This is a genomic window from Bradyrhizobium sp. WYCCWR15520 (genome assembly GCF_056174665.1).
On sequence record NZ_JBWBWM010000041.1, the window covers coordinates 43,157 to 65,468 of the forward strand.

Annotated in this window: 22 protein-coding genes and 1 pseudogene; 8 read left to right on the top strand and 15 right to left on the bottom strand. The window is 62.9% G+C overall.

Annotated elements, in window-relative coordinates; translation table 11 throughout:
• Positions 1 to 10: 10 nt before the first annotated feature.
• The 4 genes from AC0QUY_RS34325 to AC0QUY_RS34340 all read right to left on the bottom strand — a co-directional run bounded on the left by AC0QUY_RS34325 (position 11) and on the right by AC0QUY_RS34340 (position 4,389).
• Positions 11 to 835 carry an outer membrane protein gene (locus tag AC0QUY_RS34325; protein ID WP_475390410.1) on the bottom strand — a complete coding sequence of 275 codons (825 nt, stop codon included), beginning with the start codon at positions 833 to 835 and terminating at the stop codon, positions 11 to 13.
• Positions 836 to 1,181: 346 nt separating this feature from the next.
• Complete coding sequence (locus tag AC0QUY_RS34330; protein WP_475390411.1) at positions 1,182 to 2,441, bottom strand: MFS transporter; 1,260 nt, start codon at positions 2,439 to 2,441, stop codon at positions 1,182 to 1,184.
• 149 nt (positions 2,442 to 2,590) lie between these two features.
• Entirely contained in the window at positions 2,591 to 3,937 is a 1,347-nt protein-coding gene (glmM, locus tag AC0QUY_RS34335; RefSeq protein WP_161849655.1) for a phosphoglucosamine mutase, read from the bottom strand.
• A 218-nt stretch (positions 3,938 to 4,155) separates the two neighbouring features.
• Positions 4,156 to 4,389: a hypothetical protein gene (locus AC0QUY_RS34340; RefSeq protein WP_475390412.1), complete on the bottom strand. Its 234-nt coding sequence runs from the start codon at positions 4,387 to 4,389 to the stop codon at positions 4,156 to 4,158.
• 55 nt (positions 4,390 to 4,444) lie between these two features.
• Between AC0QUY_RS34340 and AC0QUY_RS34345 the strand changes: the two genes are divergently transcribed.
• Complete coding sequence (locus tag AC0QUY_RS34345) at positions 4,445 to 5,581, top strand: alpha-hydroxy acid oxidase (RefSeq protein WP_475390413.1); 1,137 nt, start codon at positions 4,445 to 4,447, stop codon at positions 5,579 to 5,581.
• 253 nt (positions 5,582 to 5,834) lie between these two features.
• Here AC0QUY_RS34345 and AC0QUY_RS34350 read toward each other — a convergent pair whose 3' ends face one another.
• The 6 genes from AC0QUY_RS34350 to AC0QUY_RS34375 form a co-directional block, all read right to left on the bottom strand.
• The gene (locus tag AC0QUY_RS34350) at positions 5,835 to 6,275 is read right to left on the bottom strand and encodes a YybH family protein (protein ID WP_161849658.1); all 441 of its coding nucleotides are present in this window, start codon (positions 6,273 to 6,275) and stop codon (positions 5,835 to 5,837) included.
• Between the two features lie 778 nt (positions 6,276 to 7,053).
• Positions 7,054 to 7,680, bottom strand: a complete 627-nt coding sequence (locus tag AC0QUY_RS34355; RefSeq protein ID WP_161849659.1) for a single stranded DNA-binding domain-containing protein — start codon at positions 7,678 to 7,680, stop codon at positions 7,054 to 7,056.
• 83 nt (positions 7,681 to 7,763) lie between these two features.
• Positions 7,764 to 8,342 (bottom strand): hypothetical protein, encoded by a 579-nt coding sequence (locus AC0QUY_RS34360; protein ID WP_475390421.1) that lies wholly within the window; start codon positions 8,340 to 8,342, stop codon positions 7,764 to 7,766.
• Between the two features lie 134 nt (positions 8,343 to 8,476).
• On the bottom strand, positions 8,477 to 9,310 hold the full coding sequence (locus AC0QUY_RS34365; RefSeq protein WP_475390414.1) for a shikimate dehydrogenase: 834 nt from the start codon (positions 9,308 to 9,310) through the stop codon (positions 8,477 to 8,479).
• A 134-nt stretch (positions 9,311 to 9,444) separates the two neighbouring features.
• Entirely contained in the window at positions 9,445 to 11,493 is a 2,049-nt protein-coding gene (locus tag AC0QUY_RS34370; protein WP_475390415.1) for an elongation factor G, read from the bottom strand.
• A gap of 416 nt (positions 11,494 to 11,909) precedes the next feature.
• Positions 11,910 to 12,389, bottom strand: coding sequence for a DUF992 domain-containing protein (locus AC0QUY_RS34375; RefSeq protein WP_475390416.1), 480 nt, complete (start codon positions 12,387 to 12,389; stop codon positions 11,910 to 11,912).
• A gap of 279 nt (positions 12,390 to 12,668) precedes the next feature.
• On the opposite strand from AC0QUY_RS34375, the gene AC0QUY_RS34380 reads away from it, so the two are divergent.
• Complete coding sequence (locus AC0QUY_RS34380; RefSeq protein ID WP_161849663.1) at positions 12,669 to 13,040, top strand: type II toxin-antitoxin system RelE/ParE family toxin; 372 nt, start codon at positions 12,669 to 12,671, stop codon at positions 13,038 to 13,040.
• Positions 13,040 to 13,378: a helix-turn-helix domain-containing protein gene (locus tag AC0QUY_RS34385; protein ID WP_161849664.1), complete on the top strand. Its 339-nt coding sequence runs from the start codon at positions 13,040 to 13,042 to the stop codon at positions 13,376 to 13,378. Before AC0QUY_RS34380 ends, AC0QUY_RS34385 begins: the two co-directional genes overlap by 1 nt.
• Positions 13,379 to 13,451: 73 nt before the next feature.
• Here the strand turns inward: AC0QUY_RS34385 and AC0QUY_RS34390 are convergent, their stop codons facing one another.
• Both AC0QUY_RS34390 and AC0QUY_RS34395 read right to left on the bottom strand, forming a co-directional pair.
• Entirely contained in the window at positions 13,452 to 13,967 is a 516-nt protein-coding gene (locus tag AC0QUY_RS34390; RefSeq protein WP_161849665.1) for a DUF992 domain-containing protein, read from the bottom strand.
• A 233-nt stretch (positions 13,968 to 14,200) separates the two neighbouring features.
• Positions 14,201 to 15,403, bottom strand: coding sequence for a pyridoxal phosphate-dependent aminotransferase (locus AC0QUY_RS34395; protein ID WP_161849666.1), 1,203 nt, complete (start codon positions 15,401 to 15,403; stop codon positions 14,201 to 14,203).
• A gap of 190 nt (positions 15,404 to 15,593) precedes the next feature.
• On the opposite strand from AC0QUY_RS34395, the gene AC0QUY_RS34400 reads away from it, so the two are divergent.
• The 4 genes from AC0QUY_RS34400 to AC0QUY_RS34415 all read left to right on the top strand — a co-directional run bounded on the left by AC0QUY_RS34400 (position 15,594) and on the right by AC0QUY_RS34415 (position 19,298).
• Positions 15,594 to 16,847 carry a glycosyltransferase family 87 protein gene (locus tag AC0QUY_RS34400; RefSeq protein ID WP_475390417.1) on the top strand — a complete coding sequence of 418 codons (1,254 nt, stop codon included), beginning with the start codon at positions 15,594 to 15,596 and terminating at the stop codon, positions 16,845 to 16,847.
• Positions 16,848 to 17,048: 201 nt separating this feature from the next.
• Positions 17,049 to 17,702: a glutathione S-transferase family protein gene (locus AC0QUY_RS34405; protein ID WP_161856179.1), complete on the top strand. Its 654-nt coding sequence runs from the start codon at positions 17,049 to 17,051 to the stop codon at positions 17,700 to 17,702.
• A 183-nt stretch (positions 17,703 to 17,885) separates the two neighbouring features.
• Positions 17,886 to 18,062 carry a hypothetical protein gene (locus tag AC0QUY_RS34410; protein ID WP_202639168.1) on the top strand — a complete coding sequence of 59 codons (177 nt, stop codon included), beginning with the start codon at positions 17,886 to 17,888 and terminating at the stop codon, positions 18,060 to 18,062.
• 75 nt (positions 18,063 to 18,137) lie between these two features.
• Positions 18,138 to 19,298, top strand: a complete 1,161-nt coding sequence (locus AC0QUY_RS34415; RefSeq protein WP_475390418.1) for a PQQ-dependent sugar dehydrogenase — start codon at positions 18,138 to 18,140, stop codon at positions 19,296 to 19,298.
• Positions 19,299 to 19,338: 40 nt separating this feature from the next.
• On the opposite strand, the gene AC0QUY_RS34420 is transcribed toward AC0QUY_RS34415, so the two are convergent.
• Together AC0QUY_RS34420 and AC0QUY_RS34425 are read right to left on the bottom strand one after the other, a co-directional pair.
• Complete coding sequence (locus AC0QUY_RS34420; protein WP_475390419.1) at positions 19,339 to 20,625, bottom strand: M20/M25/M40 family metallo-hydrolase; 1,287 nt, start codon at positions 20,623 to 20,625, stop codon at positions 19,339 to 19,341.
• 119 nt (positions 20,626 to 20,744) lie between these two features.
• On the bottom strand, positions 20,745 to 21,098 hold the full coding sequence (locus AC0QUY_RS34425; protein WP_475390420.1) for a DMT family protein: 354 nt from the start codon (positions 21,096 to 21,098) through the stop codon (positions 20,745 to 20,747).
• Between the two features lie 200 nt (positions 21,099 to 21,298).
• Here AC0QUY_RS34425 and AC0QUY_RS34430 point away from each other — a divergent pair, with 200 nt between their 5' ends.
• On the top strand, positions 21,299 to 22,111 hold the full coding sequence (locus tag AC0QUY_RS34430) for a PAS-domain containing protein (protein ID WP_161849670.1): 813 nt from the start codon (positions 21,299 to 21,301) through the stop codon (positions 22,109 to 22,111).
• 100 nt (positions 22,112 to 22,211) lie between these two features.
• Here AC0QUY_RS34430 and AC0QUY_RS34435 read toward each other — a convergent pair.
• A pseudogene (locus AC0QUY_RS34435) lies at positions 22,212 to 22,312 on the bottom strand (IS110 family transposase); the annotation flags it as partial.

The following is a 22,312-nucleotide window of genomic DNA, read 5'->3' on the forward strand; positions in this document are numbered from 1 at the left end:
AAGGTTGCGATTAACCTTTGCGGATCAGCGGCGGCGGTGCGTAGACCTGCGGGCTGGTCAGATCCCAGCGCACGCCGAGCTTCAGGTCGTGCGAGGTGATGTGCTTGAAGGTGGTCGGGTTGTAGATGGCGTTGGTGCCGTCGAAGGTACGCAGATCGCCGGTCAGGCCATCGCCCATGTCAAGATAGCGGTAGGCAAGTTCGACGGTGAAGTTCGGCGTGACCCTGTAGGCGAGACCGGCATGCGCGGCCCAGGCGAAATTCCACTTCGCGACGTTGTCGCCGAAGGCGAGACTCGATGATGTGACGCCACCAAAATTGGTGATGCCATGGTCGGTGAAGTTTGCAATCGAAACCCGCGCGCCGCCGACACCGGCGCCGATGAACGGCGTGACGCACCACCAGGTGCCGAGATCGACATAGGCGTTGGCGAGGACGACCCATTCCGACTTGGTGGCGTGATAGGTATCGGTGCCGAAGCCGCCCGGGAAGGTGATGACGTCTTTGCCGAGGAATTGCGAATTGCCGCGATACTCACCAGTCACGTCAGCGCGGAACCAGTTGTTGACCTTGTAACCGACGCCAAGGCCGAAGATGCCGGCGGTGCCGAAGGTGTTCGTCTGCCTCGACGTAGTACCGTTGGCGTCGAGCGCGTTGTTCAAACGATCGACGCGCTGGTTGCTGAAGCCGATGTCGCCGCGCAAATACCAGCCGCCGAAATCCTCGACCACCGGGGCCGCGTACGGAGGAGGCGCGATGGGCATGTCGGCAGCGAACGCCGCCGAGGACAATAGAGTCGCCGCACCGGCGGCAATGAATGACTTAACGCTACGCATGGGCTTCGTCCTCTGTCCGGTGAGGCTGACTGCAAAAAGGCCCCACTTCAAAAACTCACGGACGGACGATGGCATTAAATGCTTAAGCGGCGCTTAACCCTAATTTTTAAGGTTGACAATCTCTCACTTTTCTCGCGACGCCGTCTGCGACGCGAGTCGCAACGCCTTCTACAACGCGGGAAAAAATAGCAAAGCCGCCCAACATCCTAACGATGTATTGAAGAAATCAGGCGCGCGATCGCGGCGTTAAGATTTTGTTGACGCGAGCGGCAGCGCCCTCGCCCGCTTGGTTTTCCCGCAGGCGCACCTTGGCATTCGAGTACACCGTACCGCTCCCCGGATCTGCTCAACGCATGTGTCTGGGCATTTTCGGCAGAAACACCGCAAGCAGACCAAGCGCCGGCAGGAAGGCGCAGAGGTGATAGACGAAGGCGATGCCGGTGTGATCGGCAAGCTTGCCGAGCACCGCCGCACCTAGTCCGCCGATACCGAAGGCGACGCCGAAGAACACGCCCGAGATCATGCCGAAGCGATGCGGCATCAGTTCCTGCGCGAAAACGATGATCGACGCCGTCGCCGAGGAAATGATCAGGCCGATGAAGATGGTGAGCACGGCGCTCGCGTAGAGTCCCGCATAGGGCAGCGCCAGCGTGAACGGCAGCGCGCCTGCTATCGAGAACCAGATGACGTATTTGCGCCCGAAGCGATCGCCGAGCGGCCCGCCGAAGAACGCGCCCGCGGCATTGGAAGCGAGAAAGAGGAAGAGGTAGAGCTGGGCTGCCTGCGTCGACACGCCAAACTTGTCGATCAGGTAGAAGATGTAATAGCTCGACAGGCTCGACACGTAGAGTTGCTTCGAGAACAGCAGCGCGACCAGCACTGCGAGCGCTATTTTGACGCGCCTTGAATCCGGCAGGTCCGGATGACGTTCCACCGCGGCCGATTTCCTGGTCGCGATCTGCGGCTTGTACCAGGCGCCGATCCGCCACAGGATCACGATCGCCAGAAACGCGATCGATGAGAACCAGGCGATAGAGGGCTGGCCGAACGGCACCACGATCAGCGCCGCCAGCACCGGCCCCATCGACGTGCCAAAACTCCCGCCGAGCTGAAACACCGATTGCGCCATGCCGTAACGACCGCCCGAGGCGAGCCGCGCGATCCGCGCCGACTCCGGATGGAACACCGCCGAGCCGAGGCCTACCAGCGCCGCCGCGATCAGAATGATGGGAAAGAGATGCGCGACGCTGAGCAGCAGCAAGCCGAAAAATGTAAAACCCATGCCGATCGCAAGCGAGAACGGCTGCGCCTTCTTGTCGGTGAAATGCCCGACCAATGGCTGCAGCAGCGACGCGGTGAACTGAAACGCCAGCGTGATCATGCCGATCTGCGAATAGTCGAGCGCGTAGGCGTCTTTCAGGATCGGATAGACGGAAGCGATCAACGACTGCATGGTGTCGTTGAGGAAATGCGAGAAACTGATGCCGGCGAGCACGATGTAAGCCGGCCCTGCCACGGCCGCTTTCGCAGCGAGGCCAGGTGCCGCGTCCGACACAACGACCGGCGCGGTCTCGGTTTCCTCACTGACGATGACGGGCTTGTTCAACGGCGCATTCCGAAGAAGGATTGGCGGGACGGCAATGCTTGTTTTTCTACGGCCGGAATCCCCTCGCGACCAGCAGCAATAGCCGATGGCTGCGATGCGCTGCTGCGCACCGCCGATCAACAGTTACATCTATGCCGGATAAAACGCGCTTATGCGGCTGCGGCGTGGCCGAGCGCGTTGACGATCTGGTCGACAACGTCCTCGACCAGGTCACGATCGTCGCCCTCGCCCATCACGCGAATGACGGGCTCGGTGCCGGAGGAGCGGACCAGCAGGCGGCCGTGGCCGTTGAGGCGGTTCTCGCCGTCCATGATCGCCGATTTCACATCGGCATGGTCGAGCGGCTTGCCGGAGCGATAGCGCACGTTCTTCAAAATCTGCGGCAGCGGATCGAACCGATGGCAGACCTCCGATACCGGACGGCGGAGTTTTTGCACGACGGCCAGCACCTGCAGCGCGGCGACGAAGCCGTCACCGGTCGTGGCGTAGTCGGACAGGATGATATGGCCCGAGGGCTCGCCGCCGAGATTGTAGCCTTGGCTCAGCATCTGCTCGAGCACGTAGCGATCGCCGACCGGCGTGCGCACCATGCCGAGGCCCTGCCCTTCGAGGAAACGCTCGAGCCCGAGATTGGACATCACGGTGGCGACGATGCCGGGCTTGGCGAGACGGCCGTCTTCCTTCCAGCTTTGCGCGATCACCGCGAGCAACTGGTCGCCATCGACCACATGGCCGCGCTCGTCGACGAGAATGACGCGATCGGCGTCGCCGTCGAGCGCAATGCCGATGTCGGCGCGCATCTCGCGCACCTTCTTGGCCAGCGTCTCCGGCGAGGTCGAGCCGCATTCCTTGTTGATGTTGAAGCCATCGGGTTCGACGCCGATCGCAATGACGTCGGCGCCCAGTTCCCATAGCGCTTCCGGCACCACCTTGTAGGCGGCGCCATGCGCGCAATCGATCACGACGCGGAGGCCCTCGAGCGAGAGCTCGCGCGGCAGCGTGCGCTTGGCGAATTCAATGTAGCGGTCATGGACGCCGTCGATGCGGCGGGCGCGCCCGAGGCTGGCGCTCTGCGCCAGGCGGCGGTCGATCGGCTCGTCGAGCAACTGCTCGATCTGCTTCTCGACATCGTCGGAGAGCTTGAAGCCCTGCGGGCCGAACAGCTTGATGCCGTTGTCCTCGAACAGGTTGTGCGAAGCCGAGATCATCACGCCGAGATCGGCGCGCATCGACTTGGTCAGCATCGCAACCGCCGGCGTCGGCATCGGGCCGAGCAGCAGCACGTCCATGCCGACCGAGGTGAAGCCGGCTACCATGGCGTATTCGATCATGTAGCCGGAGAGGCGCGTATCCTTGCCGATGACGACGCGGTGGCGATGCTCGCCGCGCTGAAACACCAGGCCGGCCGCCTGCCCCACCTTGAGCGCGAGCTCCGGCGTGATCAAACCATTGGCGCGGCCCCGAATTCCGTCGGTACCGAAATATTTGCGGCTCATCTAACCCCCCGGCCATTCCAGGGTCTTCGTCAGGCCATCACGGCCACGAATCCCCGAACGCCCACCATCGTAGCGTGCAAGGTGCTTATAATCCCTCGACGACTAAAATGGCTTCAAAAAATGTGATTAATCATTACGGCTGTAAGGGGCCGCGGCCAACCTATAAGCGATTGGTATACCTGGATATTCCTGCGAAAGGCAGATCTGGAACCGGGGCGCTAGTTCCCCCGCTTGGCGTGGTGATCGCCTCTGGTCGGCGGCGGCTGGGTGACGCTGACGGGGTCTGACGCCGGAAAGGTCGCTTCCAAACCTTCGTGCAGGGCGTCGTCGAGCCGGCGCTTTTCCTCGCGATCGGCCCAGCGGGGCTCGTCGTGGGCACCTATGCGCGGTCCGGTCATGGGATGTCCCTCCCAGTCGGGAATGGCCCTGCGAGATGCGATTTGGCTCGCCATCCAATCATGCTAGATGACGACACGACTACGAAATTCAAGAAGGGCCGGGACGTCCATGAAGCACATCACCTGCATTGAGGATCTGCGCCAGTTGCACAAGCGCCGGGTTCCCAAGGCGTTTTTCGACTACGCCGACCGCGGCTCCTACACCGAGGACACGCTGCGCGCCAATTCCGAGGATCTGCAGCAGATCAAGTTCCGCCAGCGCATCCTGGTCGACGTCTCCAAGCGCGATCTCTCCACCACGATCCTCGCCGAGCCGGCCGCGATGCCGTTGATCCTCGCGCCGGTCGGCCTGCTCGGCATGCAACATGGCGACGGCGAGATCCATGCCTGCCGCGCAGCGCAGGCGGCCGGAATTCCCTTCACCCAGAGCACGATGTCGATCTGCTCGATCGAGGATATCGCCTCCGCCGTCGACAAGCCGTTCTGGTTCCAGCTCTACGTGATGAAAGACCGCGGTTTCATCAAGGCGTTGATCGAGCGCGCCATCGCCGCGAAATGCTCGGCGCTGGTGTTGACCGTCGATTTGCAGGTGATCGGCCAGCGCCATCAGGACATCAAGAACGGCATGACAGTGCCGCCGGAATGGTCGCTGGCGAAGCTGATCGACTTTGCGAGCAAGCCTTCATGGGTCGCGGGCGTCTTGCGCGGCAAGCGCCGTACCTTTGGTAACATCGTCGGCCACGTCAAAGGCACCGAGGATCTCACCAAGCTCTCGGAATGGACGGCGTCGCAATTCGATACCTCGCTGAACTGGAAGGACCTTGATTGGATCCGCTCGATCTGGCCGGGCAAGTTGATCCTAAAAGGCATTCTCGACGTCGAGGATGCCGAACTCGCGTCAAAAACCGGCGCACAGGCGATCGTCGTCTCCAACCACGGCGGCCGGCAACTCGACGGCGCGCCATCGTCAATCGAGGTGCTGCCGGAGATCGTCGATACCGTCGGCTCGAAGATGGAGATCATGTTCGACGGCGGCATCCGCACCGGCATGGACGTGGTGCGCGCGCTCGCGCTCGGCGCCAAATCCTGCATGATCGGCCGCGCCTATGCCTATGGCCTGGGCGCTGCCGGCGAAGCCGGCGTCGCCAAGGCGCTCGACATCCTGGCCAAGGAAATGCTCACGACGATGGGATTGTGCGGCGTCAACACCATCGCGGAGATCGACGACAACGTGCTGGCGGTTTAGACGGGCTCTTCCCGTCGTCCCGGACAAGCGAAGCTGCTTTCTTCCTTCTGGAGAAGGTGCCTTGCCAAAGGCAAGGCGGATGAGGGGTCTCTATCCGCGAAAACAGCCACCTCACCCGTCTCGCCGCCGCTACGCTGCGTAGGGAGTGGCAGCGCGGGGCGAAAATGCCGAATTCAAGGCCGCGCGAACTGTGGAGATGATGCGTCGCGCTCAGTCGTCTTCACACCGCCGAGGGCGGGTTGCGGACGTCACCTCAGTTGAAGGTCTGAAGCCTCAGCTTCAGCGCGCCACCCGCTTGGCGCTCGAATACATGCATGGCTAGCCCGCTAAAGGGCGTCGGCTTACCCTCCTTGTCCTTGCCCGTAGCGCTCCACTTGGCCGTGCCGAAGACGACCTTGTCGTCTCCGCCAGCGTCAATGACCTCCAGCTTGTGGCCGGTCACGCCGTTCGCGAAGAGCCCGGCCCAGAATTTTTCGATCTCCGCTGGACCCGACACCACCTGGTGCGAGGGCGGCATCAGCTTGGCAGTCGACACATAGTCGGCAGCGAGCGCCTTAGCGTCCTGCTTGTTGAATGCGGCATCCCAGGCCGCGTACGCCTTTTCGACATCACTCTTGGCGTCGGCCGCGATCGAGACCGCCGGAGCGGCGGTTAGCAGACAAAAAAGCAATGCTGATGTTTGAGCCAATTTCATAGGATGCTCCTCTGTTGGACTGATGCGTTTCGCGCTCCCAAACGTTCAGACGATGGAATCGTTCGGATACTGCGACGCTTCCGGTACGGCCACCGATGCCTCCGGTAATGGACTTCCTCCTGTCGTGCGTCCCTCAGACCGGGGGCATTGCAATGCAAACGCGGACGCGGACGCGGACGCGCCGAGCATTCAGAAAGGCGGAAGTTTTGAAAGGCCTGCCGATGGCACCAGCGCTGCCACTTTGAAGAAACGGAGATTTCGGTACGTCGCCGTTTAACGGACAGCAGATGGCAAGCAACGTTTGCCTGCAGCGCTTAATGCTCTCGGCCCAAGGGAAAATCAATATGACGGAAAGCGTACTCAAGGAGGATTACTGAGTTCCATCGATTCTAGCGTGCGATTGCTCAGGACGACATGCTCCCCTTGCCGCGGCAAACAACGTGATGATTGAAGAGACGGATCACGACACCTTGATACAGCAACTCTCATTGCCTCCTCTCGTCGCCCTCGCATTACCAACGCAAATCCGCGCGTGCTTGCGCTGTGCGCCAAGGATCATGAGCCTGTGCGGCGTAAACACCATTGACGATCGCGTGCTCGCGGTTTGAGGCAAGCTCTATCCCTGTCGTCCCGGACAAGCGACGTGCGATCCGGGACCCATAACCACCGATGCTTATAATGTGTGGAGCTGGAGTCCCAGCTTGTCCAACAACAAGCAGTCGTGGTTATGGGTCTCCGCGTTCGCGGGGACGACCCGTTGAGAGAGCTGCGCCTACTCTCACATCGGCGGCGTAATTCCGTCGCGGCCGACATTGACGCGCGCGGCTTCCAGCGTGCCGTCGTCCTTCTTCACCGCGCCGAAGATGATGATCTTGGCGCCCGGCTTCAGCTCGGACCTGTCGCCGGCGACGAAGGTGACGACAGGCGTACCCTCCGGCACCACGACTTTCTTTTCGCCGTCCTTGTATTTGACCAGGATGTTCTGGCCATCGGTGCCCTTCACGGTCTGGGCTACGGTGGCATTGGTCATGGTCGAGTTCGGCCGCGCGTCCCAGGGCCGGAAACCTTCGGCCGCGCCGCGCTGGTTTTCGGGGAAGATATGCACCGCGACCGCCTTCTGGGTGCCGTCCGGCTCCGGCATGCCGGTGACGCCGATATAGGAGCCTTCCTTGATCTCGGACAGCTCGGTCTTGGCCACGCCGAACACGGCGACATTGTCGGTAACACGCACTTTCATGTCGGTGCCGTCGCGCGACTTGATCGACAGCATCGGCCCCTCCACGGCCTCGATGGTGCCACGAATCCGAACCGTCGGCGGCTGTTGCGCCCAAGCCTCCGTCGCAAGCAGAGCGACAAAGCCCAGCGAGGCCGCGAGCACGCGCGGGCCTGAAGAAGATTTCAGCATAGTATTCCTCCCGAGATGTATTTGGCGCCCAACTCAACGCAAACACCGCGCGGGAGTAGCTATTCCTATTCCACGAGGCGACTTCACATCGGCGGGGTCAGGCCGTCGCGGCCAACGCTGACGCGGCTGGTCTCGAATGAGCCGTCGGGCAGCTTCTTCATGAAGGCAATCACCTTGGCACCTGGCTTGAGGTTGGACTTGTCGGCGGGAACGTAGGTCACAACCGGCGTCTCCGGCGATACGACCACCTTCTTCTCGCCGCCCCGGTATTTGATCGTCAGGGTGTGACCGTCATTGCCGACCACCGAATCCGCCACCGTGGCGTTGGTCATCGTAGAGTTGGGGCGGAGATCATAGGGTCGCGAGCCCTCGCCGGTGCCGCGCATGTTTTCCGGAAACACATGCACCTCCACCGCGTTCTGGCTGCCATCGGGGCCCGGCACCGTGGTGGTGCCGATGAAGGAGCCGACCTTGATGTCGGACAGCGCAATCTTGCTGATCCCGACGACGTTGAGGTCGCGGGTCATGTTCAGCCTGACATCCTCGCCGCCGCGCGACTTGACCGCGAGCACGTCGCCATCGACTGCCTCGATGGTGCCGCGAACGCGCGTCGGCGTCGGCGGCTGCTGGGCGATCGCGAAAAGCGTGGAGCCTGCCACCATCGCGATGGCGACAAGCGGGCGAACGAGCTGATAGCGGGGGATGGACATGCGGGGCTCTCCGGTGGCGGCACTGACGTAGCCATTGACCCCGGCTATTCAAAAAAATTCCGGCTCAATAGTTCGCGATCAGCCGATCATGTATTCGTGAGGTCGGCCTCGACCAGTGCGCGCAGTTCCGCCGTCACCTCGGGGCGTTGTCCGAACCACAGTTCGAAGCCGCGCACCGCCTGGTGCAGGAGCATGCCGAGCCCATCAGCCGTCTTCAGCCCGCGCGCGCGTGCGGCCGCAAGCAGGGGCGTGTCGAGCGGGACATAAACGAGATCGGCGACGACGGCGTGTGACGGCAACTGCCCGACATCGAGTTCGAGCGGCGGCTGCCCCTTCATGCCGAGCGAGGTCGTGTTCACCAGAAGGCCGGCACGCGGCAGGATATCGCCGAGCGCATCCCACGCCACGGGCAAGACGCTCGCGCCGAACTGGTCCGCCAGCGCGCTCGCGCGCGCCATGGTACGGTTGACAAGATGAACGCGCTTGATGCCGCGCTCGCGCAAGCCGAACACCACCGCGCGCGACGAGCCGCCGGCTCCGAGCACCAGCGCATCCTCAGTTCTGTCCCAGCCGGGCGCGCTGGCGTCGAGATTGTTGATGAAGCCTTCGACGTCGGTGTTGGTCGAGCACAATTCGCCGTCCGCGAACCACAGCGTGTTGGCCGCGCCGACGGCGCGGGCACGCTCGTCCGGCTTCGACAGGACAAGCGCTAGCTCCTTGTGCGGAATGGTGACGTTGGCGCCGACGAAGCCGCGCAGCGACAGGCGGAAGATGAAATCCTTGAACTCGTCCGGCGGCACCGCCTCGATGACATAGCCGCCCTCGATGCCGAGTGTCCGCAGCCAGTAGTGATGGATCAACGGCGAACGCGAATGCGCGGCCGGCCATCCGATCAGGCAGGCGGCAGGGGGCTTAGACACGAAAAACAACCTCCTCAAAGACGTCGATGGCCGGGATAAACCCGGCCACGACGATCAATTTATCTTCCCTGGAGGCGTGTCAAGCCGAACGCGGGTCACCGCGGCCGGTTTGGCCGCGGCGATCCTGCCGGGAGCTACGCCGCGACGCGATGCGCGGCGATGATCTGGTCGGCGGCGCGGCCGGTGACCTCGGCCATGCGGTCGAACTGGCGGGTGAAGCCGCCGGCGCCGGCGGTGGCGGATCGCAGCTCCACGATCAGATCGCCGATCTCCGCCTCCGGCATGGTGGCGCGGACGCAATCCCAGCCCGCCCAGCCCTCGCGGGTGTCGAAGCCGAGGATCTGGCCGCGCCGCGCCGACAGGATGGCGTTGATCTTCGCCGTCGCTTCCGTCGGGCAGACGATCTCCACCATGTGGATCGGCTCCAGCAGCACCGGCTGGCACTGCGGCAGCGCCTCGCTCATGCCGATCCGCGCCGCCGTGCGGAAGGCGAGATCGGAGGAGTCGACGCTGTGATAGGAGCCGTCAGTCAGCGTCACATCGACGTCGATGACGGGGAAGCCGAGCGGGCCCTTGGCAAGGCCGTCGATCACGCCCTCTTCCACCGCGCCGATATAGTTGCGCGGCACCGCGCCGCCGACGACCCTTTCGTGGAACTCGAAGCCCGAGCCGCGCGGCATCGGCTTGATTTCCAGCACCACGTCGCCGAACTGGCCGTGACCGCCGGACTGCTTCTTGTGGCGACCGCGCTGGGTGATCGATTTGCGGATGGTCTCCTGATAGCCGATCGCGGGCGGCTGCGACTTGACGTTGACGCCGAAGCGATCCCGCAGGCGTTCCAGCGCGACGCGCAGATGCATCTCGCCCTGCCCCCACAGTACGATGTCGTGGGTGCGCGGATTCTGGATCATCGTCAGCGACTGATCTTCCTCGTTCAGCCGCAGCAGCGCCTGCCCGAGCTTGACGTCGTCCTTGCGGTCGGTCGCCGCAAGCGACATCGCCAGCACCGGTGGCGTCGGCGCGACCTGCACCAACGCGGCCGGCGCGGTCTTGCCGCCAGACAGCGTGTCGCCGGTCTTGACCGCGTCGAGCTTGCCGAGCGCAACCGTCTCGCCGGCTTCCGCCGCAGGGCGCTTGGTGTCGTGCGCGCCGTTGACGGCAAGGATGCCGGAAACCCGCCCGGCTTCGCCGGAGGAGGATTGCAGCGTCGCGCCGTCTTCGAGGCGGCCGGCAAGCAGCCGCGTCAGCGACAGCTTGCCCCCGTGCTGCAGATGCACCGTCTTGAACACAAAGCCCAGCGCTTCCTTTTGCGCGGATGCGCCGAGGCGTTTTGCCGTCTCGGCGACGCCGGGCGATTCATGCCGCAGCGCCTTCATCAGCCGCAGCACGCCGTTTTCGCGCGCGGCAGCGCCCAGCAGCACCGGGCAGATCAGGCCTTCGCGCAGCTCGCGGGCGAGATCGTCGAACACGGCGTCGCGCGGCGGCTGGATGTCCTCCAGCAACTGCTCCATCAGCGCGTCGTCATGGTCGGCGAGCTTCTCCAGCATCGAGAAGCGCGCTTCCTTCTCGCGGTCGAGATCGCCGCCTTCCAGCGCAATGACTTCGGAGGGCTTGTGCTCGCGATAGACGAAGGCGCGCTCCAGCGCGAGATCAACGAACCCTTCGATCAAGTCGCCCTTCCAGATCGGAATCTGCCGCAGCACCAGCGGCACGCGCGAGGCCGGCTGCAGCGTCGCCAGCGTTTCGCGGATGCGCTTGTTGGCGCGATCGATCTTGTTCAAAAACAGAAAACGGGGAATGCCGAGATCTTCCAGCTCGCGCAGGATGATCTGCAGTTGCGGCAGCTTCTTCTCGTCCGCCTCGCAGACCACGACCGCGGCATCGACCGCGGGCAACGCGTTGCGCATGTCCTGCGCGAATTCGATCGAGCCGGGACAATCGATAAACGTGTAACTGTCGCCCATGAAGGTGGTGGTGGCGGCGCTTAAGCCCACCCCCATCTTGTGATGGCGCGCTTCGGGACTGGCATCACCTACGGAAGTTCCGGCATCGACGCTGCCGGCATTCTTGATGGCGCCCGTTCGGGCAAGGATCGCTTCGAGGAGTGTGGTTTTACCGCTTTGGAAAGGGCCCACCAGCGCGATGCACCGTGGACCTCGGGGACTTCTGACGTCTTGTCCCATTGCCGCCTCCCTGTTTGGAGCTCGGCCCGTGATTGGGTCGGCGACCTTTGATGCTCCGCCTGTCGCGACGATTTGGCAAGCGGGAAAAATTCGCTGCGGTGCGATGTGAGGTGCGGACCAGATCCCAGCCGCGTCATTGCGCAAAAGCGGTTTAGGGTTCGGAGTCTTTCGGCCGTATTCCAGATAGCAATTGGATGTGGATGTCCTGTGCAACGATCTCTCGCGCCCAGTCCGCCTTTTCTTCCGAGATCAGCTTCGCAACCAGGAGTTCGTCGACCGCTGATGCGGCAGTATGCTTACTCCACTCCAAATCTGGGAGATAACGCACATAAGTCATTGGTACCTCAGGCGATAGCAGAAGGAACTAGGATGTCATGCTTCAGCGAGCCTGAGCATAGATTGCTTCGCGGGGAAAACTAACGCCCCGGCCGCAGTTCCAAACTTTCCAATCCGGCAGCAATGCTGACACCGACCTGGCCCTGCACGCTGAGCGGCTGCAGCGCGATCGAATTGGCGGAGCCGCCGACCAGCACGTTGCCGCCGACACCGACGCCGAGCGTCGCGCTGCCCTGCGCGCCGACATAATCGCCGGACAGGCCGCCTGGCCCGAGCCGCGCCGCCGGTGCAAACACGCCCCAGGCCAGCGCCGATTCCTGGGTGATGCCGAGATCGAGCCCGACTTTGCGGATGGTGGCGATGTAGCGGTCCTCCGGCATCCCTTCAGCGCGCAGCACGCAGCCGAGATTGGTGACGGAACCCACGATGAAACCGACGCTGGCGCCGCCGCGGCACTCCAGCACGCCGACCTGCAAGCGCTGCACCTGCTGCGCATTGGCGGCGCTGATCGACGAAGCCAGCGTGGCAAGCGCGGCAGCGGCAAGGATGAAAGGACGCATGAAGTAATCTCCGGCTGAAAAAAGTGATGCGAGCAGAGAATTAAAACAAGGCCGTGCCCGCAACGCTCGCATTTCTATGCCATAACGTCGCAGGCCGTGCCAGGTTGGCAGGAGGGTGCTTAACCATCAGAGACAAACATCATCCCGATGCGAGCGAAGTGAGATTTGGTCTGCGCATTTGCCTATCTGGAATTGACCCATCGAACTTCGCTGATCGGTCGCCAGCCCTAGCTTCAAAACACCCTTGACAGATGAATATAGGTATATATCTATAGATCTGTGAAAGATCTGCTCCGCGCTATTAAGCCTGCGATTTTTGTGGGCTCCAGCCGAAAGGACCTGCAAGGATTTCCAGCGGCCATCCGCAGCGGGATCGGGCAAGCTCTTTTCGAAGCGCAGATCGGGGAGCATCCACACAACGCCAAGCCTCTGAAGGGTTTGAGCGGAGTGTTGGAGATTCGCGACAATTTTGATGGCGATACCTATCGCGCCGTCTACACGGTGCGTCTTGAGGGTGTCCTGTATGTCCTGCACGCCTTCCAAAAAAAATCCACCAGTGGGATAGCCACCCCTCAGCGACACATGGATCTGATACGCCAGCGCCTGCGCGACGCCGAAGCCATTCACAAAGCAGCCAGGGGAGTTCGATGATGAGCGCCAAAAAACTGCCCGCCCATGAAGTTGGAAGCGGCAATATCTTCGCTGATCTTGGTTTACCTAATGCAGAGGAGCACCAACTCAAGGCTGCACTGGTGGTGCAGTTGAAGCGACTGATCGCCGAACGTGGTCTCACCCAGGTCGCGGCGGCCAAGCTGGTAGGGATGAAACAGCCCGACCTCTCGAAGCTGCTGCGCGGCCAGTTCCGGCTGGTGTCCGTGGAAAAGCTGATGCGGATGCTCACCGCCTTCGATCAGGATGTGGAGATTACCTTGAAGCCGCATCGCAAACGCGGCACGGCCGGCCGGATCACCTTCATTCGGGCCGCGTAGCCCAAACGAAGCTGAACGTAACAATCAACAAAAAAGGCCCGCTTGCGCGGGCCTTTTCCTTAACATGTCATCCTCAACCGCGTCGGTGATGCCGGCGAGCGTGCCGGCGCGGGCCGTTGCCGTAGAACGGCTGCAGTTCGAGGCCGGCGATGCCGGCGGTGACGTTGAGTCCGGTCTGTCCCTGCAGGCTGATCGGCTGCAGCGCGTAAGCGTTGGCGGGACCGCCGACCAGGAAGTTGCCGCCCCCGCCGATGCCGATCGATGCGTTGGCGCCGACGCCGCCATAGGAGCCAGCGAGTTCGCCGCGGCCGAGCCGGCTGGTCGGCGCATTGACGGCCCACTGCAACTGCGTCTGCTCGGTCACGCCGAGATCGAGACCGATGCGCTGCACCTTGGCGATATAGGGTTCAGGCCGGCGGCCTTCGCTGCGGAACACGCATTCGAGGCTGGTCACCGAGCCGACGACAAAGCCGACATTCTGGCCGCCCTGGCATTGCAGGATGCCGGCGCGAACCGGCGGCGCCGCGTTGGCGCTTGCGATCGGCGCGATCAGTGCCGCCGTGGCGAGTGTCAGTGTCAGAAGTCGCATGTGTCCCAGTCTCCGCATCATGATGATGAACAAATTTAGCGGAGCGGACAGGATGGAAGCGCCGTGTCGAAAACATGGCGCTTCCTCAAGAAGCCGTCAAAAGCCGTCAAAACATTGCGCTTCAGTTTACACGCGATGTGATTTGACGGCCGTCTTTTTGACGCGATTGCTTTTTGCGAACCGGACCCATCCCGCATCATGTGCGGAATGGGCCGGTGCGTGCGAAACGCCTGTTATCGCAAATTGCCGCAGAAGCGCTGGATGCGCTTGCAGGCGTCTTCGAGGTCGGAGGTTTTGGTCGCATAGGAGATGCGGAACGCCGGGCCGAGGCCGAACGCGGACCCCTGCACGACGGCGACGCCTTCGTTCTCCAACAGCTCCGTGACGAAGTCCTCATCGTTGGCGATCACCTTGCCCGACGGCGTGGTCTTGCCGATGGTGCCGGCGCAGGACGGATAGACGTAGAACGCGCCTTCCGGCCGCGGACACTCGATGCCGTTGGCCTGGTTGAGCATCGACACCACGAGATCGCGGCGCTCCTTGAACACCTTGTTGTGCACCGGGATGAAGTCCTGCGGACCGTTCAGCGCCTCCACCGACGCCCACTGCGCGATCGACGACGGGTTCGAGGTCGACTGCGACTGGATCGTCGCCATCGCCTTGATCAAGTCGGCCGGGCCGCCGGCGTAACCGATGCGCCAGCCGGTCATGCAATAGGCCTTCGAGACGCCATTCACGGTCAGCGTGCGCTCATACAGTTTCGGCTCGACCTGCGCAGGCGTGGCGAACTGGAAGTCGTCATAGACCAGGTGCTCATACATGTCGTCGGTCATCACCCAGACATGCGGATGCTTCACCAGCACGTCGGTGATCGCCTTCAGTTCGGTACGCGTGTAGGCGGCGCCGGTCGGGTTCGACGGAGAACAGAGAATGATCCACTTGGTTTTCGCCGTGATCGCCTTTTCCAGATCCTCCGGGCGCAGCTTGAAGCCGCTGGAGGCCGGGCACACCACCGGCACCGACTCGCCGCCGGCGAGCGCCACCATCTCGGGATAACTCACCCAGTACGGCGCCGGGATGATGACCTCGTCGCCGGGGTTCAACGTCGCCATCAGCGCGTTGTAGAGCACCTGCTTGCCGCCGGTGCCGACGATGATCTGGTTCGGCTTGTAGGTCAGGCCGTTCTCGCGCTGGAACTTGGCGATGATGGCTTCCTTCAGCTCGGGAATGCCACCGACATCGGTGTACTTCGTCTTGCCGGCCTCGATGGCGCGGATCGCCGCCAGCTTGATGTTGGCGGGCGTATCGAAATCCGGCTCACCGGCGCCGAGACCGATGACGTTGCGACCCGCCGCTTTCAGCGCGCGCGCTTTGTCCGTGACCGCGATCGTCGCGGACGGCTTCACACGGGCGAGCGAGGCGGACAGGAAGGGCATCATGATCTCCTGGCAAACGTCGTGACCACTGAAATTCACGACTCTTTTTGATGGGAACGCCGCACCCTACGGCGCTCCGCGCTGCATCGCAAGAAGCTTGGCCGGAAACGGCCGAACTTTAGGGAACGTTAAAGCGGGCTCGGTACGGTCGGAGCAATACGGCGCAATATTCGTAAAGTTCCGCGGTAAAATGGCTCATATCTGGCAAGCGCTGCGGTCCGGCGAATGGCTGACGGCTTCGCGCGTGCGCGCCTATTGTCTGATCTTGCTCGCATTCGCCGGCCTGGCCGTCGTCGGCTGGATCGCGTTGTCGCATGACCTGGTCGACCGTAACGGCAAGCCGATCGGGACCGACTTCTCAAGCTTCTACGCGGCCGGCACGCTGGCGCTGGAGGGACGAGCGGCGGACGCCTACAACATGGCCCTGCATCATGCCCGCGAGCAGCAATTGTTCGGGCCCGATACGCCGTTCTATAGCTGGCTCTACCCACCGAGCTTTTTTCTCGTGGCGGCGCCGCTGGCGCTTTTGCCGTACGCGCTGGCACTGGCCGCATGGCAGGGTCTTACGTTCGCGTTCTATCTCGTGGTAATCGGCGCGATCCTGCGGCCGGCGCGGCAGCAGCACGGCGCGATCGACCGGCTGTGGCTGCCGGTGGCCGTCGCCTTCCCCGCCGTCTTCATCAATCTCGGCCATGGGCAGAACGGCTTTTTGAGCGCCGCCTTGCTGGGTGCGGCGCTGGTCGCGCTGCCGCAACGGCCGCTTGTCGCAGGCGTATTGTTTGGCCTTCTGTCGTACAAGCCGCAATTCGCGCTCGTCATTCCCCTGGCGCTGGTGGCCGCCAGACAATGGCGCACGGTTTTTTCCGCAGGCATCACCGTGATCGTCCTCGCCGGCGCATCCGCAGCCTTGTTCGGGGTGGATGCCTGGACGGCGTTCTTCGCATCCACCGAGATCTCGCGCAAGGTGCTGCTGGAAGAAGGCAATGTCGGCTTCGAGAAACTGCAGAGCACGTTTGCCGCGATCAGGCTGTGGGGCGGCGGCGTGACGCCTGCCTATATGGCGCAAACAGCGGTGTCCGTGCTCACGATCACCGCCACCGCGTGGATCTGGTATACTAGCCGCGATCACGCCATCAAGGCGGCGCTTCTGATTGCCGCCACCGCACTCGCCTCCCCGCACGTCCTCGACTATGACCTGATGCTGCTCGCGCCGGCGCTCGCCTTCTTCGTCGCGGCGAGAGCAGATGCGCGCTTCGGCGACTATGAGATCAGCCTGCTCGCGTTTGTCTGGATCGCGCCGCTGCTGTCGCGCAGCATCGCCGGCGTCAGCTACATACCCCTGGGCCTGTTCGCAGAGCTGGCTTTCTGTGCACTGGTATTGCGGCGCGCGGCCCTCGATCGCGCCAGCCATGAGCTTGGTGCGCCCCGCGTCGCGCAAGCGTGATCTTTGTTGTTCCGCCGTGTTGATGGAAACATTCTGCGCGCGTGCAGTGCGGTAGAGGTTTTCGACTTTTTCCATTCCCCGGGACTTGCGACACCGTGATATCGGCATCATTGTTTGGCCGCGTTGCGGTGCGAACCGCTGATGGCGCGGGCGCGCAACTGTTGCGTGCGTGCTTTCTCGATCGGGGTGAAATCCAGGACGATGTACAAGCTCTATTCGATGCAGCGATCCGGCAACAGCTACAAGGTCCGCCTTGCACTGGCGCTGCTTAACGCGCCGTATGAGGCCATCGAAGTCGACATTCTCCGCGGCGAAAGCCGCACGCCGGATTTTCTGGAGAAAAATCCGAGCGGACAGGTGCCGCTGCTGGAAGTCGCCGAGGGCCGCTATCTCGCCGAGTCCAACGCCATCCTCTGGTATGTCTGCGGCGGCACCTCGCTGGCGCCGGAGTCGCGGGTCGAGCGCGCCGAAGCGCTGCAATGGATGTTCTTCGAGCAGCACGCGCTGGAGCCCAATATCGGCGCCGCCTATTTCTGGCTGTCGTTGGTCAAGGGCGGCCGCGACCTGCAGACGCATGCGCTGGAGGACTGGATGGAGCGCGGCTATGCAGCGCTCCAGGTGATGGAAAACCACCTCAAGACCCGCGCCTATTTCGCCGCAGGGCAGCTCACGGTCGCCGATATCGCGCTGTACGGCTACACCCATGTCGCCGACCGCTGCGACTACGACCTCGCCACCTTCCCCGCCATCCGCGCCTGGCTGCGGCGGGTCGAACAGACCCCGGGCTTCGTCACTATGGACTGGCGGCCACAGACCGAGGTCGACGACCAGGCCGGCATCGTCGCCGGCGCATAGCCTGCGAGCTTCCTCACTTTCGCGCGAGCAGGCGGCCAAAAAGTTAACAATAGCGGGTATAAGTTAACCTTTGCCGCTATTCCGCCATTTTCAACGACCGACCGCCGCATTGTTGCCGGTGATCATTGCAAAGTTTTCCTGACGTCGCGGGTGATTCGCCCCGCACTACAAGGATTTTGACCAATGATTCGGTCGCCCGGCTCGGTCGGCTTCGAAAGCCGCCGTACGCCCGTTGCTTCTTCCCGATTGACGAACGCGATCGCCACCTCGCTCGCGATCGGCACGCTGTCGCTGTGCTTCGTGGTGGCGCTGACCATCCTGTCGATCAAGGCCTCGATGGCGCTGCCGTTTGCCGGATAGCTGTTAAGCTTTTTTTGTTTGCATCATTTGCATCATCAGCGAACCCGCGATGATCGGCATCGCGATTGGATGCGCATGAAGACACCTGTCGGCCTTGTCACCGTCGCGCTGACGGTAGCGATCCTGCTTGCGGTCTCGTTCCTGATCGCCACCGGCACGCGCGGCCAGGAGCAAGCGTTCGGTTCCTCGGCCGGCGAACTCGAGGTGCGGACCGTCGCCAGGGGCCTCGTCAATCCCTGGGCGCTGGCGTTCCTGCCGGATGGGAAGATGCTGGTGACCGAGCGCCCCGGCCGCATGCGCCTCGTCAGCGCCGAAGGACAAATCTCGCCACCGCTCAAGGGTGTGCCCGAGGTATGGGCCTCCGGTCAGGGCGGCCTGCACGATGTCGTCACCGACAAATCCTTTGCGCAGAACAAGACCATCTATTTCTGTTACGCCGAACGGACCGAGGGCGGCGGACGCACCACGGCCGCGCGCGCGAAACTGAACGACGCCAACGGCCGCCTCGACGAGGTCAAGATCATCTTCCGCCAGCAGGGGCCGCTGTCGTCAGGCAATCACTATGGCTGCCGCATCGCGCAGGCCGATGACGGCAATCTGTTCGTGGCGCTCGGCGATCACTTCACCTATCGCGACCAGGCGCAAAGCCTCGGCAATCACCTCGGCAAGATCGTCCGGATCGCGCCCGATGGTTCGGTGCCATCGGGCAATCCGTTTGCCGGCCGCGCCGATGCCAAGCCGGAAATCTGGAGTTACGGGCACCGCAACGTGCAGGCGCTTGCGATCAATCCGGCGACCGGCGAGCCCTGGGAAATCGAGCACGGCCCGCGCGGCGGCGATGAGGTCAATATCGCCGGCAAGGGCAAGAATTACGGCTGGCCGGTGATCGGCTACGGCATCGATTATTCCGGCGCGAAGATTCACGACGCAACGAGCAAGGACGGCATGGAGCAGCCGCTCAAATACTGGGTGCCGTCGATCGCGCCGTCAGGCATGGCCTTCTACACCGGAAACCTGTTTCCGAAATGGAACGGCAGCCTGTTCCTGGGCGCGCTGCGCGGCGCCATGCTGGTGCGGCTGACGTTAAACGGCAATGCCGTGACCTCGGAAGAACGCCTTTTGCAAAACCTGCACGAGCGGATCCGCGATGTCCGCCAGGGGCCGGACGGCGCGCTGTGGCTTTTGACCGACAGTTCGGCAGGTCGAATATTGCGGGTGACGCCGGCCGCCAAATGATTGTGCGTACTGCCGACATTGATAGCGCAAGGCGCTGGCCTCACTTCAGCTTGCCGCTCGACAGATCCATGATCATGCGCGTGGTCAGGTACAGGCGCGGCACGATGGTGTCGACCTTCACATACTCGGCATCGTTGGAGTGCGCGCCGTAGCTCGACAGGCCCATGCCTTCGACCACCGCCCCCTTCGCCTTGAGGCCGGCAAACGCCGCATCGGTGCCGCCGCCCGTAGCCTTCTCGGCCACGTTGAGCGACATGCCCAGTTCCCGATAGATCGTCTTGCCGTGATCGGTGACGCGGCGCGAGGCGTCGGTGGCCTCAAGCGGCGGCCGGCGCACCTCGAATTTCAGCTCCACCTTGGAGTCGGGCAGCAGCTTCGTCTTGATCTTGTCGCGCAGCGCCTTCTCGAGTCCGTCGAAATCCGCCACCTTGAGCGCGCGCGCATCGGCCTGTGCCGCGGCATCGGCCGGAATCACATTGCGGTTGGTACCGGCCTTGGCAACGGTCCAGTTCAGCTTCAGGCCCTGCTCGGGCCTGGACAAATCCTTCAGCTGCAAGAGCTGGTGCGAAAGCTCATACAACGCATTCACGCCGTCTTCAGGCCGGGCGCCCGCATGCGATGCCTTGCCCTGCACCGTGAGATAGGCTGAGCCGATGCCGCTGGTGGCGAGGCGCAGCGCGCCGTCGGTGCCGCCGCCCTCAAACGAGAACACGGCATCCTGCTCGGCGGCGAGGCGCGTGATGGTGCTGCGCCAGCCGGGCGAGCTGATCTCCTCGTCGCCATTGATCAGCACCGAGAGCTCGCCGTACTCCCTGAAGTTCAGCTTCTGCAGCATGGCCACCGCGTGGATGATGATGGCGATGCCCTGCTTGTCGTCGGCAATGCCGAGGCCATAGGCCTTGTCGCCGTCGATGCGGAACGGCTGATCCTTCAGCATGCCCTTGAGGTATACCGTATCCATGTGCGCGATCAGCATGACCTTCGCGCGGCCCGTGCCCTTGAAGACGGCGTACACGGCCGGGCCCACCTTCTCGGGTGTGTCGTCGAGGCGGTAGATGTCGCTGGGCTGCAGGATTTCCACGGCGCCGCCGAGCTGCTTCAGCTGGTCGGCAATGCGCTCGGCGATCCGGTTCAAGCCCTCGATGTCCCCGCTGCCGGATTCGATCTGCACGAGGTCGCGCAGCGTATCGAGCAGGGGCTGCTGCTCCTTTTGCGCCAGCGCATGGACATCGGACACCGGCGCGGCGTGCGCCACGGCGGCAAATGCCAGCGCGAGCGATGCGATCAATGGACGAACAAAGGACAAGGCAGCGTGCGGTCGGGGCATGGCGCGGCGGTCCGTGAGGCTGGAAGAAGGAAGGTGATAATGTAGCACTGAAGCATCGTGGCGGGCAGGCTACAACCCCGGTTCGACAGCCTTGTTCCGAATATTCAACAAAAGAGCCCTCACGCCCATTTGTGAAAAATCAGAAACGCACCAGCGGCGATGAAGAGAAAGCCGAGCGCGTGATTCCACCCCAGCGGCTCCTTTAGGTAGAGCACCGAGAAGGCGGCGAACACCACCAGTGTGATCACCTCCTGGATGGTCTTGAGCTGGGCTGCCGAATACACCGCGCTGCCCCAGCGGTTGGCCGGCACCGCCAGCCAGTATTCGACGAAGGCGATCCCCCAGCTCGCCAGCACGACCGTCGGCAGCGCGCTTCCCTTGAACTTCAGATGGCCATACCAGGCGAAGGTCATGAAGACATTGGAGGCGAACAGCATCAGGACCGGCAGCAGCGTGGGCGAAACAGTAGGCATCGATTTCCCTTCTTGAAAAATGTCGCGCGCTAATCGTCGGGTGTGGTACCCGTTCCCTGGATCGATATCATTTGATTTCAAAAATACGAAAGCTCTACGCATTCCTGCAACTCTCTCTTAGGACTGGCGGCAGAAAGGCGTGCACAATCGCAACAATCAGGCATGCTTGCGTCGTATTCCCGGCAAGTGACGAGAACGGCATGCAGTTAAACTGGCGCGCAATCTCCGGTCCGGCTCTTACAACGGCGACGGCGTTGATCGCCCTCCTCGTCGACCGGCATTTCGTTCCGGTCCCCAATCCCGCGCCGCTGTTCGTCTGCATCGTCGCCCTTGCCGCTTCCATCAGTGGCATCGCCTCCGGCATGGCCAGTGCCGTCATCGCCGTGGCGTCTTCCGCGCTGTTCTTTCTCAACCACCGCACCACCCCCGGTTACGACATGTCGGATCTGGCGCGCATGCTGCTGCTGGCCGTGACCGCCGGCGGCACCGCGCTGATCACCGGGCTGCTCAGGCAGAAATGGGTCGACGCTTTCGCGTGGGAGAAGAAGCATCATGCCACCGCGGAACGTCTGTCGGCCGCGCTCGACCAGGTTGATATCGGCATTGTGCTGCTCGATTCCGACACCCGCGCCGAATTCATCAACCGCGCCTTCCGCGATTACTTCAAGCTGTCCGACGCGCAGGCCGACAGCAAGCCGCCGTTCATTGCGCTGATGTATCACGGCCGCGACACCGGTGCGTGGCAACTGCCCGAGGACGAACTCAGCGCCTTCATCGCCAAGCGCACCGAGATGATCCGCACCGGCGATTCCACGCCGATCAACATCGAACTCGTGGACGGAGAGGTGCTGCGCTTCACCTGCACCGCACTACCCGATGGCGGACGCATGCTGAGCTACACGCCGATCACCGACCTCGTCCGCCACACCGACGATCCCGGCAGCGCGGAGTACTATCGCGCCTTGCGCGGCAGCCACCGCAGCCTCGCCCGGCACCTCGGCGCGGCGGAGTAGAAGCCTAGACGAAGCCTGCTCGCGCCGCCCTTCAACCTCGCCCCGCTTGCGGGGAGAGGTCGGATTGCGGAGCAATCCGGGTGAGCGACTATCTGGTTTGTCAAGTTGCATTGGCATACGCGGTTCGCGCGTCGCGAGCTTTTGCGTTGAGCCTGACGAGGAGCTTGCGGGCAAGGGCAATGCGAACGACCATTTTCTCCT